Source organism: Paenibacillus sp. S33 (assembly GCF_053615415.1).
Map to the genome: position 1 here is coordinate 2,921,587 of NZ_JBSIEZ010000001.1, position 14,942 is coordinate 2,936,528.

A 14,942-nucleotide genomic window follows, 5' to 3' on the forward strand; every position below is an offset into this window, starting at 1 on the left:
TAACGGCTTCTCTAAGCTGATTTTTTATCTTTTCTTTAACTAATGTGTGAGACACCAATATAGCCGCAGTCCAGATTGCCAAAAACCACTATAAAATTTTATTATACGCCTAACCTATTTACACAGTATAATGAGAATTACACATGCATTTTTAAGTATCAGCCTTTACATTCGCATAATAGAAAGAAGATGAAACAGACATGTTCGGCACCATTCTTTTGGACGTTGTTTTACCTATTTTTGTACTTATCGGTTTTGGTTGTATCATGCAATATTTTTTTCGACTGGATTTGTATACCTTAGCTAAAATCAATTTTTACTATATCACCCCCGCAGTTGTGTTTACGGGTCTTTATAACTCGGAAATTTCTTTAATGCTCATGGGTGAGGTTTCACTTTTTTATGCCTTGTACATAGCTATTCTGTACGTAATCAGCACTACCGTCGCCAGATCTCTGAAATACAGTCCCGGAATGCGTGGAGCTTTTACAAATAGTGTAATGCTAGATAATTCAGGAAATTATGGTCTGCCAATCAATCAGTTGGTGTTCAAAGGTGACCCTTTGGCCATTTCCGTTCAAGCTCTGATTATGACCTTTCAAAGCTTTGTCACATTTACATACGGCACTTTTGTTGTGCAAAACGGCAAGGCCAATACTCGAAAAATATTAATTAATTTTTTAAAAATGCCTGTTCCCTATGCGCTTGCGCTAGGTTTGCTCCTAAATCTGCTGCATAGTCCATTGCCTAATTTACTGGCTGAACCTTTGAATTATATTAGTCAGTCGATGGTTGCCGTGGCTCTGCTTACTTTGGGAGCACAAATTGTACAATATCCCTTTCGTTTGCGCCGGACAGCCGTGTACATCAGTATGGTACTACGCCTGATTGCTGGTCCAATAGTCGGTTTTATGCTCGTCTTGCTGCTGGGTCTTAAGGGGATTCCCGCTCAAGCCTTGCTCATTGCATCGGGTATGCCTACCGGTGTTAATACAAGTATTTTGGCGGAAGAATATAAAAATGAACCCGATTTTGCCGCACAAACAGTATTACTTTCCACGATTGTGAATGTCATTACGATGACCCTATTAATTTCAGCATCCCGGCATCTTGTTTGAGGTGTATGATCAATATAAAAAATGGATTAGAGACGCTTTTTGTCTAAGGACAGGAGCGTTTCCTTTTTCGAGATAAAAGAACATATGTTCCCGTAAGTGTTTCTTTTTCTACTTAAAGTGGTGTGTTTGTTTTGTGGATATCGTATGCGAGAAAGAGTTTTTTTCTATTATGAATTTTTCATATAGTGAAATAATTATACTCTTTAATTTGAATCTCTATTATCTGCCTGTTTTCAATTTGTCGTTGCTTTTTCCCTAAAAAAGAATGCGGGACAACAAGATCATCAAAAATAAAGCCAGCTCACTCATTAGAGTGGCTGACTTAGGATTATCCTTATTAAGGTTTAGGGCTCAATTCCCCATTGCTTGCTTCCAGACAGGTAAGCGGTTATTTTAGCAGAATCTTGTAAACTGTTTGCTGTGGGATTAAATGAATAATCATCGGTTTGCGTGTAACTGCTCCAGTCCTCTTTGGATATCCGGGTTTGCAACTCCACACTTTGACCGGGCTCTAAAGAACTCGCAGCTGAGTTAAACCCGATTTCTGCATAAGAATCTGCCCCTGGCTTCGCATTGGATAATGTTTTGAAGCTAGCAATCACATTCCCTGTACCGACGCTCGACCAATCCGTGAAGAAATTTTGTGCTTTCTCCCCGTTAATGGTGTAAAAATACCGCAATGTCACGTCTGCTAGGGAAATTGATGAGGTTCCCGTATTGGTTATTTTAAATTTGGAACTGATTGTATTGCTTGTGGCGGATACATTCCCATTGAAGGCTTGCACCTTCAGAACGCCCTCGCCTGTTCCCCGCTCACTTGGCGTATCCCCTTTCACCGTAATCGTGAACAACGCATCAGTGCCTGTACTAAAATGGAAGTTGAGCGTGGTCTCTCCTTTAGGAAGTTTCGATAAATACTTGTTAGTAAGAACGACTGTTTCTTCACTAACTGTATAATCTTCACCCTTGTTCAGCACCACGCTCCCCTGCTTGATCGCTTCTAGCGTATTACCGTTAAGTGTAAGCTTGACAGTAATATCGGTATTGCTGTTATCTACTCCATAGGTTGCAGTCGTTGGTGTAATACTTGCTTGCCCGGTAGATGGCTGATCACCACCCACACGATCTGCCACCAGAATGCCGCGGCCATTCGTTCCCAGATAAGCACGTCCGTAAACCCGAGGGTCCCCAATAATTTTGGTCACTCGAGCATATTGATGCTTGTCATCATTAATGCGCGCCCAGTTTGCGCCAGCATCGTCCGAACGGTAAAATCCACGTGTACCATCAATTTTACCAACGATAAATACCGCTGCATTCGTACGGTTCGGCGCTGCCTTACCAAAGCCTACAAAATCCGCTTCCTGCACATTAGAGAGCTTGGTGAACGTAGCGCCAGAATCCTTCGAATGCCATAAGCCATATGCTCCTCCATCCTCGGAGCCTCCGGCGAACCATACATCTCCTTCTGCTCCTCGTACAGCATCAATATCAGCATTACCTGCTGTCGGTAAGCCAGTTACCGCTGATGGCGTAAAGGATACGCCTCCATTGGTGCTCACATATATTTTCCCGGAGGCAAATGCGTAATATTTATTAGGATTCACTCGATCAGAGACGATCTTTGCATTCGCTGGAATCCCTGTGCTTGCTGTCCATGCGTTGCCGCCAGTTTTGGAGTAGAACACACCTTTGTCCGATGTACTCCACAGCAAGCCATTCCCATCTGCCGCTACGGCGATGCTGCCTCCTCCTGCTGTACCGGAAGGCTCGCTATTTGCCTTATACCAGTTGGCTCCGCCATCATTGGAAAAACCGATGGATTTGGCATTTGGATCTTTTTTATAATCCGCTTTACCTACCCGGGCCATAAAAGAAGGATTCAGCTCGGCATAGTCAATGCTTTCGCTGCTTGTAAAGGTCGGATTATCCAGCATTTTAGCTGGAGCCTTGAACAGATCGTCATGCCTGAAACCAGAGACATCACCTACTGCGCTCACCAAAGGCGCGCCAACTGGAGGGCTTACCAAATCCAAAATCGCCGTTTCCTCTACCCCTTTAGCGGCTACTGAAATATCCAGCTTTCCTCCTTTATCCCAATTGGTCAGGTTTTTAGAGCCATAAATCGTAGCTCCAGTGCCATACAGCATATGGTCTGAATTAAACGGATCTATCTCCAGATCTCCGATCATCCAGCCCAGCTTGGGCGATACTTCCGGTGGAGCAGGGTTGGCATTGAAAGTCAGCCAAGGCGCACCGTTTATATCCAGATTGTATTTCAGCTTGCGAGACGGATAACCATCGAATTCCCAAATAGGACTCCAGGTTGCCCCACTATCCGTGCTGCGGTAAATCGTTTCATCCGGCCACCAGGCATTCAAGGTAGCAACCATAAGTGTACCTGGCTTCTGGACATCCACCGTCAGTCCACCATATCCAAAATGATTGTCCGCGCTGCTGCTACCAATAGGGCTAATGTTAGTCCACTGCCCGCTTGCTGTATTCAATTTCCACAGTTCACCCTTTGTTCCGTCATATGGACCAGCTCCATCGCTATAAGAAATATACAAGTTGCCGTCCGCTGATAACACACCGTGATGTGGCAAATAGCCCGTAGGCTGTCCCGCTATAGCAGACCAGGTTGTCCCGCCATCTGTACTGCGATAGACACTTTGCTTTTTATCTGCAACACCTACATAGATCGTCTGCGTTGCTTTACTGGAAGAGCCTGTTTTTTTGTCAAAGGTAATCCAGGTCAAACCGACAATGTCACTGGTATATTCATTGGAAGGGTCCTGTACATACGTCCCTGGATTCGGGAAACTGCTCATCTTGCTCCAAGTTGCTCCGAAGTCAGAGCTTTTCCATAGTCCATTACCACTTCGAGCTCCAAAGAACAAAATATTATTCTTATTTGGATCAATCGTCAGACGTTCACCCATTGAACGCCCCGGCATATTGCCCCCCACCTTAAAAGGAAGCTTGGTTGTCTGCCACGTATTGCCCCTGTCCGTGGAACGCATAATTTGCCCGTTTTGTTTATCCCATGAATTAGTATACGTACCTGTAGCTATATATACACGATTCGGATCAACAGGATCGGTCGCCAGTGCATCGACACCATTTTTGTTCCAATCCTCCCAGCCCACAGAATCCGTCAGCGGAATCCAGCTCTCATTGGCAGCATTCCAGCGGTAAGCTCCTCCAATATCTGTACGGGCATAGATTAGGTCTTTTTCCGTTTCATTAAAAATAATGCCAGGTACAAAACCACCACCTCCACCCGTAACGACACTTTTCCAACTGTAATCGTCACTTGGAGCAGCATGAGCCGGTGCTATCATTCCTGTCCAGGAAGCACCCGCTACCACAAGCGCCAAACAAGCAATTCTCAACCTGTTTTTTGCCTTAGTCAATGAATTCAACCTCCTTCTTCATTATCATTTGAATATGCGAGTCATTTTGAGATCAAAGTAATCAGCCGATTCTGAATACGTTCCTATCGTTATCGTTGCTTCTCACAAATCTGACAAATGTTTTCTCAGGCTCACCCCCATTCAACCAATATATACGGTGCAACACTCGTTTTGTCAGCGCTTACATCGGTGTCTTGCTCAATAGATTCGTCACCTTTTTCTCATCTCCTTGTGCGAAAAATCAAGATAATACAATATTATCTCCTGCTCCTCAGCTTATAATATGAGGTTTAGACTTCCTTCAGAGTTAACACCTTTGATTTATTTCTATTATGAATTTTTCATATAATGAAATAATTACCTCATTTTCATTCTTTATGGGTGTCAAAATACTTTGATTTACAACAAAAAACCGCGCTATGCGCGGTTCCAGCTTCAGTTGCTTCCGTTAATACTGTCGTCAGTCATAAACATATGCATATTATTGCAAGTATTCAAGCGCCAGAGCTAAAAAAATATGTCCTGAGACGAGCAATGCTCGCTCATCAAAATCAAAGTGAGGATGGTGATGAGCAAAATGCGTTCGTTCATCCTCATTACGTGCACCCACATGAATGAATGCTCCCGGTCGATGCTCCAAATAATAAGCAAAATCCTCTGCTCCCATGACCGGCTTCAAATCCAAAAAAGCGTCTGCTCCATACAATCTGCCGATGAGCTCGCGTACACGTTCCGTTTCGGCTTCGGCATTCACCAAAGAAGGATAGCCATTCAAATAGTCAATTTCGTATCCGGCATGATAAGCCTCAGTCAATCCCTTGACGATACTGCGAATTTCATTCTCGACTTCCTTACGCACTTCCTTATTAAACGTACGTACGGTCCCTTCAATTTTGGCCTTATCTGCAATCACATTAAAGGCAGTTCCAGCTTGAAATACCCCAATCGTTAACACTGCTGATTCAATAGGGTCCACCCTGCGACTAACCACCTGCTGCAACCCGTTCACAATTTGACTGCCGATAACAATAGAGTCCACCGTCTGATGCGGTCGTGCGCCATGCCCGCCTTTACCGTTGATCTGGATCGTAAACGCGTCGACAGCCGCCATCGCAGGCCCACTCTTTAATCCAATTTTACCAAGCGGAATTTCAGAGGCGAGGTGAATACCGTATACCGCCTCTACCCCATCCAGACAGCCATCCTCAATCATAAACTTGGCTCCACCAGGCGGTTTTTCTTCTGCATGTTGAAAAATAAACACAAGCTTTCCCTTCAACGCCTCACGGTTATGGCTCAATACGCGTGCCACTCCAAGTAACGCAGCCGTGTGACCATCATGTCCGCAGGCATGCATAACACCCGGAACGGTCGATTTATAAGGCACATCCTTTTCATCCTGAATGGGAAGCGCATCAAAATCAGCACGAAATGCAATCGTTCTACCTGGCTGACCGCCTTCTAAAAACCCGAGCACACCGTTTCCACCCACATTCGTTCTTACCTCAATGCCAAAAGAGCGCAATTGATCGGCGATAAATGCAGACGTATTCGTTTCTTCAAAAGAAAGCTCGGGATGCTGATGTAGATGTCTTCTCCATGCAATCAGCTCTTGTTCACCATCTTTTAATTCCTGAACCCATTTTTCTAGCATAATACCCTCTTTTCCTATTGAATTTATATACTTCTATCCTTATCTTACCATGAACGGCCTATAGAATGTAGTTCTCTTATCATGCCGATAGTAGATCAAAGGGGTGTCTTGAACCTAGGACGGGTAATGACAAGCGGCATAATGTCCTGTGCTAATCGCTGTCAGTTCAGGTACTTCCTCACGGCAACGCGAGGTCGCTAGTGGACAGCGGGTATGAAAACGACAGCCGGATGGAGGCTTCGCAGGCGAAGGAATCTCACCTTGCATCGTAATTAACTCCCGGCGGTTTTTCGGATTTGGATTAGGTATCGATGCAACAAGCCCTCGGGTATACGGATGGGCAGGATGCCTGAACAACTCGTCACTTGGAGCAATTCTACAAGTTCCCCCAAGTACATAACCCCTATACAGAGCAATGGCACGGGCTATCCCGATTCGTTGGCGCGTCCTCCCGAAAACTCATGCGGAAACCGCGAACCATAGCAGATCAGGACCACATCACCGGATCAAACGCCGACATCGGCTCCTGAAATACCATCGCCATCTTTTTGCCGCGAAGTGAGCTTAATTCCTGCTGCGACAAAACGGTCAAATCTATGTACTGCAACCGTATTTGTCCTTGGGCAATTCGTCCGTTTTCATAATCGGTTAGCCGCATAATCGACTTGGGGGTAAACGTTTTTCCGCTGCCGGATTCACCGTTGGGGCAGACCATTTCTCCCGTCCTGATCGTTAGTGATACGTTGTCGAGTGCTTGCAGTAAACCTTTTTTAGTGTGAAATTCGACCGTATAAATGTTCAATCTTCAGCAATGATGACAAACGAACTCCCTCCTTCTATAGCATTTAAGAATAGGCTTTTTGATGCTAATTTGCATTTCTTTTCGGGTCCAACTGGTCTCTTAGAAGACTTGAATTGACAACAAAAAAGAGCCGACAGGATACTCTCCCCGACTCTTTTTTGTTACTGACTTTCTATTTCGAATTTTTCAGGTATTGAAAAACTGACTTACATTCCCTCTTACCGGATGTGTTTGTTCCCTGTACTCACCTTTCGTATAGCTTCCAATCACCTTACGCCAAAAGGATTGTGCCGGCCTATTGGTGCTCATTTGGGTCACCTTCCAACGTCCGTTAAGACGTCCAAACAGCTCATGAGCCGCCCAAGTCCCAACCCCATTATGCCGATAAGGACGAAGTACAAAGAACTCAGCCATGTAGTAGTCAGCTTCTCGATTGCTGGACATTCGGTCAACGAGTGCAAAGCCCACAGGAATATCCTGTCTCCAAATCAGAAAAGGTAGCTTCTGTTCACCGCTCGTCCAATATTGATACAAGTCTGGATAAGCCGGGAATGTACCCTTCTCAGTGACATCAATTCGAAGATAGGCTGTAAAATCGTATAAATAAAATTGCATGAGCTGTACAATAATGTCCTTTTGCGACTCCGGTACACTCTTAATAGACAGCTTCAGTTCCGATTTGATATTATACCCCATACTTTCACCTCTCTTGGCGGTTCAATCTGTTCTTAAACTTCGAATTACATCCCATCCAGTGCTGTTCAAAATATGCTAAAATACATATATATTATGACCGGACGAGGTGGAACCCAATGAATATACAAAAGATCATCGACCGGCGCAAACTAGATGAAAAAATGCCGGGATTACCATGGTACGTGCAGCAATTTATGGATTACAAGCTGCCCGACCTGTCCCCTTCCACATTACTAGAATATGTGCGGGATTACGAAGCTTTCTTTTCATGGCTTCGCTCGGAAGGCTTGTCTACTGGAGAAACAAATGCCCAAGTTACACTGGAAGAATTGGAGAAACTTCATATGGACAGTATTACAGGCTTTCGATTATTCCTGTCTACTAAGCGCGAAGGCTCCAACTCCCGTATTACCATTTCACGTAAGCTATCGTCCCTGCGTTCGCTTTTTCATTATTTGAGTCAGATCGCTGAGGATGAAAATTTTTATCCATTGCTCAAACGCAACATTATGGCCAAGGTCGAAATCAAGCGTATACATAAACCCAAGGATACGGCGGCCAAGCTTAAAGGTAAAATACTGGAAGAGGAAGAACTGCTTGAATTCATCGGTTATATTTATGAAGGCTATGGTCAGGATTTGGCCGATAACAAGCAGGCGTTATACTCCTATGAACTAAATAAGGAACGGGATGCCTGCATCGCCAGCCTCATTTTGAACTCAGGCCTGCGCGTATCTGAAATCGTCAATCTGAATCTAGATGATTTAGACATAAACAATAAATTATTATATGTGTACCGCAAAGGCAATAACGACGAAACCTTTAAAACGCCGGTGTATTTCCGCGAGCAATCCAAAGATGATCTCATACTTTATTTGTCCCTGAGACATACCCGTTACCGCGCCCCCAAAAAAGAAAAAGCTCTCTTTGTCGCACGTCCTAACGGCAGTACAGAAGGCAAACGGATGACCAAAAGAGCGATTCAGGCAATGATCATCAAGTACGCCAAGCGTTTCGGCAAGCCTTACCTTACCGTGCATAAGCTTCGTCATTCCTTTGCTACTGATTATTATTTACAAAATGATATTTACAAAACAAAGGAACAACTGGGGCACGCTTCGACAGAAACAACAGAAGTGTATGCCCACCTGACTGACAAAACTATGTCCCAGGCGATCGAACGGCGGGTAGAGACTCTAACCGACTCAGCCGATTGATGTCTCACCCCTGCTTATTCCTCATTCCTTCTATCTGCTTTTGATCTGTTCGAGTAGCCAGCGGCCTGCGGGTCCGTTGGCCTCGGCAGGAAATATCTGTATCATTTCATCTGAGTAGTGACCTTGAGCCCAATCCATTTGATGCTCCCAAACCGCTACTCCCTGTACATTTGTCAGCTTACCGGTAAGCTGAGCATCCAATTGTTCCTTCACCATGACCAGCTTTGGATAATCCTCCTGCTTGAAGCCTTCCAGCAACACACAATCATAGGCCTGAAAATGCCGGATCAGACTGGTGACAGGCTGACTATGCTCCTCTAAAATGGCTGTTCTTCCAGCCGAAACAATAGCTACGCCTTCAGCACCCGCCTGTCGGTGCTTGTACGTATCTGTACCCTCATGATCCATTTCAAATTCATGTCCATCATGCTTGATCACTGCTACGCGTAGACCTGACTTCTGCACATAACGAATCAACCCTCCGAGAAAGGTCGTTTTCCCCGTATTTTTGAATCCGACGATTTGACATACAAATGGATGTTTCGTATTCACGTTACCTGTCCACCTTGTAATACCAGTACTCGCACCTCTTCACCTTCGCGTAATCCTTCTGTTGTAGGAGGAATTACGATCAGACAGTCGCTGTCCTTAATGGTCACCATGACACTGGATTCATCTACTCGCGCAGGAATCGCGTATACTTGCCCACCACGTATCTCCAGAGAGCTGCGTACAAAGCGTGTATAGTTGTTTACCTTCGTATAATCTGCGCCTAACTTCGCCGTCCAGGTTTGTAAATATGGATGTGCCGAAGATAACATCATTTGGATCGTCGGCCGTACAAACAGCTCACAGCCTACAAAGCACGCACCGGGGTTGCCTGAAAGCGCAAATAACAGCTTGCCGTCAATCACTGCGGCTGTGGTCACACTTCCTGGACGCATCGTAACCTTGTTGAACAGCATATTCACATCTTCCTGTCGTACCAGGTCACCCATAATATCAAAATCCCCCACCGATACTCCTCCACTCGTGACCACGATATCATAGGCAGCTATGGCTTCACGTACAGAGGTACGGGCAAGACTCAAATCATCATGAATGGCTTGTAAAATGAACGGCTCTCCTCCTGCCTCTCTAATTTGAGAAGCCAGCATATATGTATTACTGTTTCGAATTTTCCCTGGTTGTAACGGCTCATCCACTGCTAGTAATTCCGATCCTGTAGAAAAAACGGCCACCCTTGGCTTCCTGTAAACAGGTACCTGATGTACTCCAAAAGTAGCCAGTACCGAGATGTGCCCTGCTCCCAGGCAGGTTCCCTTACTAAGCAAAAGCTGACCTTCCTGAATCTCATGACCAATCTGTGTCACATTTTTGCCAATCTCCATACGCTTCTTCAAGCCGACATATGTCTGTCCATTTTCCTCACGCAGCTGTGTAGCTTCCAGCATGACAACCGTGTCCGCTCCATCAGGTAATTGCGCTCCTGTCATGATACGGGCAGCCATTCCAGTTTTCACCCGCTTGTCCGATACGGTGCCACATGGAATTTCATCAATCACATGTAACCAGATTTCCTGACCGGACGAGCAGACTTCGGTGTCCGAGCCAAGGATCGCATAACCGTCCATACCTGAGCGACGAAAACGGGGATACGGGTGTGGTGCGGTCAAATCCATTGCCAAATAACGTCCATGCGCCTGTTCCAGCTCTACGTCTTCCCTTTCACCCTGTTTAACATGACTAGCTATCCTGCTTTGCGCCTCTTCCACCTGGACTGCTTTACGCTGGAATTTTTCTGCGTTTAATGATGTATGATTCATAATTTCACTCCGTTCTTCTAAAATGCCCTCTTTCTGTTATAACGCTAAAACCGTTATCTGGCAAATCGGGGGGTGTCTAAGTATGTATGGCAATAAAAATAACCCGTGAATTCCACGGGTCATTTCCATAACTTTTTAAGTGCTTCAAGCTTATTATGAGAAATAGAGCAAGTGAAGCTTCGAATCGTACCAGGCCCAATCTCACAGCTAAAAAGCTTCCTTACAAGCCTGTGCGGTTAGCCCGATCGTATAAAAACAATGTCTAGAGTAACGCGGTACATAATCAGTTCTTTTCTTTTTTCTTGAGCTCTGCCGGTATCGGTTTAGCGCCAAATACTGTTTTTTCGTTTTTGGTAGATTCGTTAGCATATTTTCCCAGTCTTAAATTTAAAGCTCTCGCCAATTTCTTATCCATTTTCGTTCACCTCCTTTCCATAAAGGAAGAATACTGAATGCTTGAATAGCTAAAGCTAAGCATATTATGTGGGATTGTACTAAAAAATTCACCGCACAAATCAATACACATACCGTTTTATAATATTTGTGGTTATTGGTCTTACGAATATAAATAAAATGATTGGGTGCATAAACTAAAAACACTAATACTGAACAAGCATTAATAATCAAAATCGTTGATAAATTTAAAAAGACGAGAGGTATAGTTACACATATTGCCGTTGTAAAACAGACACAAAATGTAAGATTACTGAAGTGTGCCCCTCCTGAAAATTTTCTTACAAACATGATAGTTACTAGAGCTAATAACGCCCCCCAAAAATGCCCAGTCATCCAAGCAATAATCGCAACCATTAGTATCGACGATACTTCGGTAATTTTTATACCAAGCGCATATTCCATCACTTCTACACTTGTTGGACCATCAGGATCAGCTTTTTTTATTTCCGTTGCGATGTACCGTGATAGCGCTTCTAGCATCCTCATAATCTCCTCTCTCTGAAAAGAAATACGACACGCCGAAAGTAAGCAATGAAATAGATAGCAATCCTATGGTGTTTGAACTATAGAGCATATACAAAGTAATAAAAATCGTGACAGCTGATATTAGAGCACCTAGAATCAACAGCTTATTTAGGGATGATAAGTAATTTTCAACTCTTAAAAAATCATGTGGAGGCTGAATTATAAATGAGAAACCAAAGTTATATTTTCCCATTATATAAGAAATAAAACACGCAATAATAATAGAAGATAACTGAATAACGTAAATAGAAGAGCCAGAAGTATCATTAATAGCACCTGGTTCTGCTACTCCAAAAAAATACGCAAACAGAAATACAAAAAGTTGTAGGTTAATGTAGGCCGTTAGACCTGAACCAGCAGAAAAAGCTGCTAGATGGGTTTTGATCCCTAAACCGAATCTAAAAAAGATAACCATTAACAAATACTGAAGCGGCAAATCTAATTTAGGCAAGCCTATAACTTCCCTCATTAGAAAGGAAAACAAAGCTATGCCCATTGCATAGAATAATATTTTTGTGCGATATTCCCTCACGGGAAGCATATAAAGCTTTAAGACCAAAATAACAGCGGCCAAAGCATCGAATACACCAAGTAATATATATAAAAAAGCAGATAACACAGATACACCATCCTCTTATTTCGCCTGTTGTAATTGTATATTTTACTAATAGATGTGGCAATGAAATAATCTAGTAAACTGGTAATATTTGTTTTTATGTAAGGTAAATATTATTTTTGTCGTCAAAAAATATGAAAAGAACGATTTTAAAATCGTCCTCTTGTTGCAATTTTAGCCTGTAACCTTCTGAATTATCTATCTGGCATCTTCCTTTTGTCGAGCTGCTCGATTACAAGCGGCCAAGCCTGCTCATGTTGGTTCCTTGAATTCTCATCTGGAAAACCTGCATGCGTTAAGTAAAGATGCGTGCCATTACCGCGAGGTTTAAGCTCAACGGTGACCACTGTTTCAGCTCCCTTGGTGCCGCCTTCGCCAGTAACCCAAGTCAGCTCGATAAGTCTGTTTTGCTCAAGTCTTAGAAATCTTCCGTAATGTGGATGACGCTTCCCTTCAAAATGCGTTTCGAAAAAGAAGGTCGTGTTCACTTCAGCCTCCATTAATACTGATCCTGGGGCTGCAAACCAACTATCAAACTGCTTCGTCCACGCCTGATACAGGACATTCGGAGAACACTCCATTTTTCGTTCCACCATTAGATTAAATGGTCTTTGTGAAAGATCTGGCCAAGAAATAGATAGTACCATTTAATTTTCGCTCCCTTCAATCAAACAGAGTTTTGATTATCTCTACATTATTATATCCATAAAGGTGTAGGTTGCGGCTGCTTTCCCTTATCTGTCCACTTCTACTTGATGGCTGTGCCGCTAGATGATCACCAACGTCATCTCTAAAAATAAAAAAGGAACTGTGCATCAGTACCACAGTTCCGCGAATCTTTTGTTTTCAAATAAATTGACGATACCCATCATCGTCGACTTCGTCGGCTGATTTTACCTGAACCGCTACGTGTTTTGGGCTTACTATAAGATCTACGCGGCGAATCAAATATGCTGGAACCACCGCTGTCGCTACGGTCACGTGAAATCGAGCCTCTGCTCGGTGAACTGCTGGACCCTCTGTCGAACAGACTTCCGCTTGATCCAACACTGGAATCTGAGTTCTTTCCTCTACGGGTAACCGAGCCTTTACGCTCCACCGTAATCGGCGGGATCGCTTTTTTCTCCTGCACCGTAGGGGCACGATATTGGCCCTGAGAAGGTCGGTATACATCTCTGCTGGAGTAGCCCCGATAGGAGCCTGAACCACGCAACGAATCAAACAGAGCATCCAGCACAGTTGCGGTTAAGTATCCTTTTAGAAAGCTTGAACTGTAATTTTGTTCGACATACTTTTTACTGTCAATTTCAATGAGTGTATCTTCCTTCTTAGCTGGATCTTGCTGCAAATGGTACCACTCATCGCTATATACCAGAAACATCCGCTCATTGCTCTGCGGTGACATTTGTTCCGGTGTACGCTGTTCTTTCAATTCCTCCGCTACTTCCGGGACTGTCTTACCAGCTGCCCGGTATACATACGAGGTCGAGTTTCCGCTGCCACTAACCGATTCCAGCGGATACGTATCTTTTACACTTGGCGCGCCGCAGCCGCTTAAAACGGATACGAACAAGCTCAGCGCCACCATGATCTTTAATGCATACTGCCAGGTGCGTTTGCTCATGTGTAACCCTCTCCTAGCTTGCCCGAATAACCTTGACGTCTCCGGTAATCACTTCTTCTCCTTCATAAAGCATAAAGCGACCGTCCTGCCACTCTACCCGCAACAGATGATAATCATCAGACTGGTACTGCCAAACATGCTGCTCTCCATCCTGTCGGAAAGGAGCACGGCCCATGACGGTAACTTGCCCAGAATATTGCTCCTCCAAATGATACGTTGTATCATCCAGCTCTAAAATGGTCGGCACTTCCTCGGGGTTGTCAAGTCTGCCGTCGATGGCCTGATATAGTCCGAATTGCAGTGTTTCCCGTTCCTCAATATGAAGATAACTGACTTGATTACCATCCTGAAGCGTCAAAACAACGGCATTTCGGGCACGATTATGTACACGACCTACCACTTCATAGGTAACAAGCGACACTTCACAGATATCACCTGGATTTAAGTGAAGCATGCTTTTCTCTGCTTTTGGCGGCTCCGGCTTAGCAAATAGATTTGAAATTCGTTTCCACACACCCATGGTTATATTCCTGCCTTTCTTAGCCTAGAAGCATGCTGTAATGATCAAGGCGCCAACTAGATGCAGCGCTCCTGAAAACAGACCGAAACCAATTTTACCTTCCTGTGTACCTTTATCCAGGTCAAACTGAGCCCAGTACCGCAACAGCAGACGTACAATAACTTCCAAAACAAGCAGGATGACAAAGGCGATCACAGAATACACAAGCGCTTCGAGCAAATTATTAGCTGTAGCGATAGACCCTGACAAAATATAGCCTTGTGCAACCAGCTTCATAATCATTCGTACCGTTACGGCCATATTTCCAGCTTTCACTTCGGCAAAATCCTTATACTTCGTAAATAAAGAGTCGACATACATTAATACGAAGATCAAAATAGCCCCCGCACCAGTCCATACAAGCATTGCTTTCATCGTTTCTAAAAAATGCATTTCATACCATCCTCCACATCTTCTTGACCTTCATATAATG

At 44.1% G+C, this 14,942-nt stretch carries 16 protein-coding genes; 2 read left to right on the forward strand and 14 right to left on the reverse strand.

Translation table 11 applies throughout. The features are described 5' to 3' along the window. The first annotated feature begins 200 nt into the window (after positions 1-200). Positions 201-1,118: an AEC family transporter gene (locus ACWGXJ_RS13340; RefSeq protein ID WP_025682690.1), complete on the forward strand. Its 918-nt coding sequence runs from the start codon at positions 201-203 to the stop codon at positions 1,116-1,118. Between the two features lie 344 nt (positions 1,119-1,462). Here ACWGXJ_RS13340 and ACWGXJ_RS13345 read toward each other — a convergent pair whose 3' ends face one another. The 5 genes from ACWGXJ_RS13345 to ACWGXJ_RS13365 form a co-directional block, all read right to left on the reverse strand. Continuing rightward, positions 1,463-4,534: a X2-like carbohydrate binding domain-containing protein gene (locus ACWGXJ_RS13345; protein WP_452566935.1), complete on the reverse strand. Its 3,072-nt coding sequence runs from the start codon at positions 4,532-4,534 to the stop codon at positions 1,463-1,465. A 481-nt stretch (positions 4,535-5,015) separates the two neighbouring features. Further along, complete coding sequence (locus tag ACWGXJ_RS13350; protein ID WP_322172289.1) at positions 5,016-6,188, reverse strand: M20 metallopeptidase family protein; 1,173 nt, start codon at positions 6,186-6,188, stop codon at positions 5,016-5,018. 114 nt (positions 6,189-6,302) lie between these two features. Then, positions 6,303-6,545 (reverse strand): oligopeptide/dipeptide ABC transporter ATP-binding protein, encoded by a 243-nt coding sequence (locus ACWGXJ_RS13355; protein ID WP_452566936.1) that lies wholly within the window; start codon positions 6,543-6,545, stop codon positions 6,303-6,305. Positions 6,546-6,675: 130 nt separating this feature from the next. Continuing rightward, on the reverse strand, positions 6,676-6,903 hold the full coding sequence (locus tag ACWGXJ_RS13360; protein WP_452566937.1) for a hypothetical protein: 228 nt from the start codon (positions 6,901-6,903) through the stop codon (positions 6,676-6,678). Between the two features lie 273 nt (positions 6,904-7,176). Continuing rightward, entirely contained in the window at positions 7,177-7,686 is a 510-nt protein-coding gene (locus ACWGXJ_RS13365; protein WP_452566938.1) for a GNAT family N-acetyltransferase, read from the reverse strand. Positions 7,687-7,802: 116 nt separating this feature from the next. Here ACWGXJ_RS13365 and xerS point away from each other — a divergent pair, with 116 nt between their 5' ends. Further along, positions 7,803-8,903, forward strand: a complete 1,101-nt coding sequence (gene xerS, locus ACWGXJ_RS13370) for a tyrosine recombinase XerS (RefSeq protein ID WP_452566939.1) — start codon at positions 7,803-7,805, stop codon at positions 8,901-8,903. 30 nt (positions 8,904-8,933) lie between these two features. On the opposite strand, the gene mobB is transcribed toward xerS, so the two are convergent. From mobB to ACWGXJ_RS13415, 9 genes are all read right to left on the reverse strand, one after another. Beyond that, a complete protein-coding gene (mobB, locus tag ACWGXJ_RS13375) occupies positions 8,934-9,455 on the reverse strand; it encodes a molybdopterin-guanine dinucleotide biosynthesis protein B (protein WP_452566940.1) in 522 nt (173 codons plus the stop codon). Next, entirely contained in the window at positions 9,452-10,729 is a 1,278-nt protein-coding gene (locus ACWGXJ_RS13380; RefSeq protein WP_452566941.1) for a molybdopterin molybdotransferase MoeA, read from the reverse strand. The genes mobB and ACWGXJ_RS13380 overlap by 4 nt, the downstream gene beginning before the upstream one ends. Before the next feature lie 283 nt (positions 10,730-11,012). Next, positions 11,013-11,144, reverse strand: a complete 132-nt coding sequence (locus ACWGXJ_RS13385) for a hypothetical protein (RefSeq protein ID WP_023988946.1) — start codon at positions 11,142-11,144, stop codon at positions 11,013-11,015. Next, complete coding sequence (locus ACWGXJ_RS13390) at positions 11,117-11,665, reverse strand: accessory gene regulator ArgB-like protein (protein WP_348619840.1); 549 nt, start codon at positions 11,663-11,665, stop codon at positions 11,117-11,119. Before ACWGXJ_RS13390 ends, ACWGXJ_RS13385 begins: the two co-directional genes overlap by 28 nt. Next, positions 11,616-12,329: a hypothetical protein gene (locus ACWGXJ_RS13395; RefSeq protein WP_165176975.1), complete on the reverse strand. Its 714-nt coding sequence runs from the start codon at positions 12,327-12,329 to the stop codon at positions 11,616-11,618. The genes ACWGXJ_RS13390 and ACWGXJ_RS13395 overlap by 50 nt, the downstream gene beginning before the upstream one ends. Before the next feature lie 191 nt (positions 12,330-12,520). Further along, a complete protein-coding gene (locus tag ACWGXJ_RS13400; protein ID WP_452566942.1) occupies positions 12,521-12,973 on the reverse strand; it encodes an SRPBCC family protein in 453 nt (150 codons plus the stop codon). A gap of 221 nt (positions 12,974-13,194) precedes the next feature. Next, on the reverse strand, positions 13,195-13,950 hold the full coding sequence (locus ACWGXJ_RS13405) for a DUF4247 domain-containing protein (RefSeq protein ID WP_069289667.1): 756 nt from the start codon (positions 13,948-13,950) through the stop codon (positions 13,195-13,197). Positions 13,951-13,963: 13 nt separating this feature from the next. After that, a complete protein-coding gene (locus ACWGXJ_RS13410) occupies positions 13,964-14,470 on the reverse strand; it encodes a DUF4178 domain-containing protein (RefSeq protein ID WP_452566943.1) in 507 nt (168 codons plus the stop codon). A gap of 24 nt (positions 14,471-14,494) precedes the next feature. Next, positions 14,495-14,902, reverse strand: coding sequence for a DUF350 domain-containing protein (locus ACWGXJ_RS13415; protein ID WP_235309699.1), 408 nt, complete (start codon positions 14,900-14,902; stop codon positions 14,495-14,497). Positions 14,903-14,942 lie beyond the last annotated feature (40 nt).

What these genes read in the sequence shown, in the direction of transcription:
- ACWGXJ_RS13340 (WP_025682690.1), top strand. Translation starts at nt 201, where the DNA reads ATGTTCGGCACCATTCTTTTGGACGTTGTTTTACCTATTTTTGTACTT.
- ACWGXJ_RS13350 (WP_322172289.1), bottom strand. Translation starts at nt 6,188, where the DNA reads ATGCTAGAAAAATGGGTTCAGGAATTAAAAGATGGTGAACAAGAGCTG.
- ACWGXJ_RS13360 (WP_452566937.1), bottom strand. Translation starts at nt 6,903, where the DNA reads ATGGTCTGCCCCAACGGTGAATCCGGCAGCGGAAAAACGTTTACCCCC.
- ACWGXJ_RS13365 (WP_452566938.1), bottom strand. Translation starts at nt 7,686, where the DNA reads ATGGGGTATAATATCAAATCGGAACTGAAGCTGTCTATTAAGAGTGTA.
- xerS (WP_452566939.1), top strand. Translation starts at nt 7,803, where the DNA reads ATGAATATACAAAAGATCATCGACCGGCGCAAACTAGATGAAAAAATG.
- ACWGXJ_RS13380 (WP_452566941.1), bottom strand. Translation starts at nt 10,729, where the DNA reads ATGAATCATACATCATTAAACGCAGAAAAATTCCAGCGTAAAGCAGTC.
- ACWGXJ_RS13385 (WP_023988946.1), bottom strand. Translation starts at nt 11,144, where the DNA reads ATGGATAAGAAATTGGCGAGAGCTTTAAATTTAAGACTGGGAAAATAT.
- ACWGXJ_RS13390 (WP_348619840.1), bottom strand. Translation starts at nt 11,665, where the DNA reads ATGCTAGAAGCGCTATCACGGTACATCGCAACGGAAATAAAAAAAGCT.
- ACWGXJ_RS13400 (WP_452566942.1), bottom strand. Translation starts at nt 12,973, where the DNA reads ATGGTACTATCTATTTCTTGGCCAGATCTTTCACAAAGACCATTTAAT.
- ACWGXJ_RS13405 (WP_069289667.1), bottom strand. Translation starts at nt 13,950, where the DNA reads ATGAGCAAACGCACCTGGCAGTATGCATTAAAGATCATGGTGGCGCTG.
- ACWGXJ_RS13410 (WP_452566943.1), bottom strand. Translation starts at nt 14,470, where the DNA reads ATGGGTGTGTGGAAACGAATTTCAAATCTATTTGCTAAGCCGGAGCCG.
- ACWGXJ_RS13415 (WP_235309699.1), bottom strand. Translation starts at nt 14,902, where the DNA reads ATGCATTTTTTAGAAACGATGAAAGCAATGCTTGTATGGACTGGTGCG.